The organism is Aquitalea sp. ASV15 (assembly GCF_016429115.1).
GTDB classification, from domain to species: domain Bacteria; phylum Pseudomonadota; class Gammaproteobacteria; order Burkholderiales; family Chromobacteriaceae; genus Aquitalea; species Aquitalea magnusonii.
In genome coordinates, this window is record NZ_JAELTZ010000242.1 from 1 (window position 1) to 255 (window position 255).

Consider the following 255-nt stretch of genomic DNA (forward strand, 5'->3'; position numbering starts at 1 on the left):
AGCGTGATGGCGATGGTCGTCACTACAGCACAGGCTTGCGGCTGCGCCGTCTGGCGGAAAACCTGCTGTTGAACAACACGGTGCATGGAGCGCGGCATGCCGTGCTGCGGCAGTTGGTGGACGAGGTAGGAGAAAGCTGCAATATCACGGCACTGTCAGGCAGCGAAGTCCTGTATCTGGACCGGGTGGAAACGCCGGCCCCATTGCGTTTTTACCTGCATCCTGGCTCTCGCGTGCCAGCACATTGTTCGGCCA

1 pseudogene is annotated in these 255 nt (G+C 60.4%); it reads left to right on the forward strand.

The features are described 5' to 3' along the window. Positions 1–255, forward strand: a pseudogene (locus JHD64_RS21745) (IclR family transcriptional regulator); the annotation flags it as partial.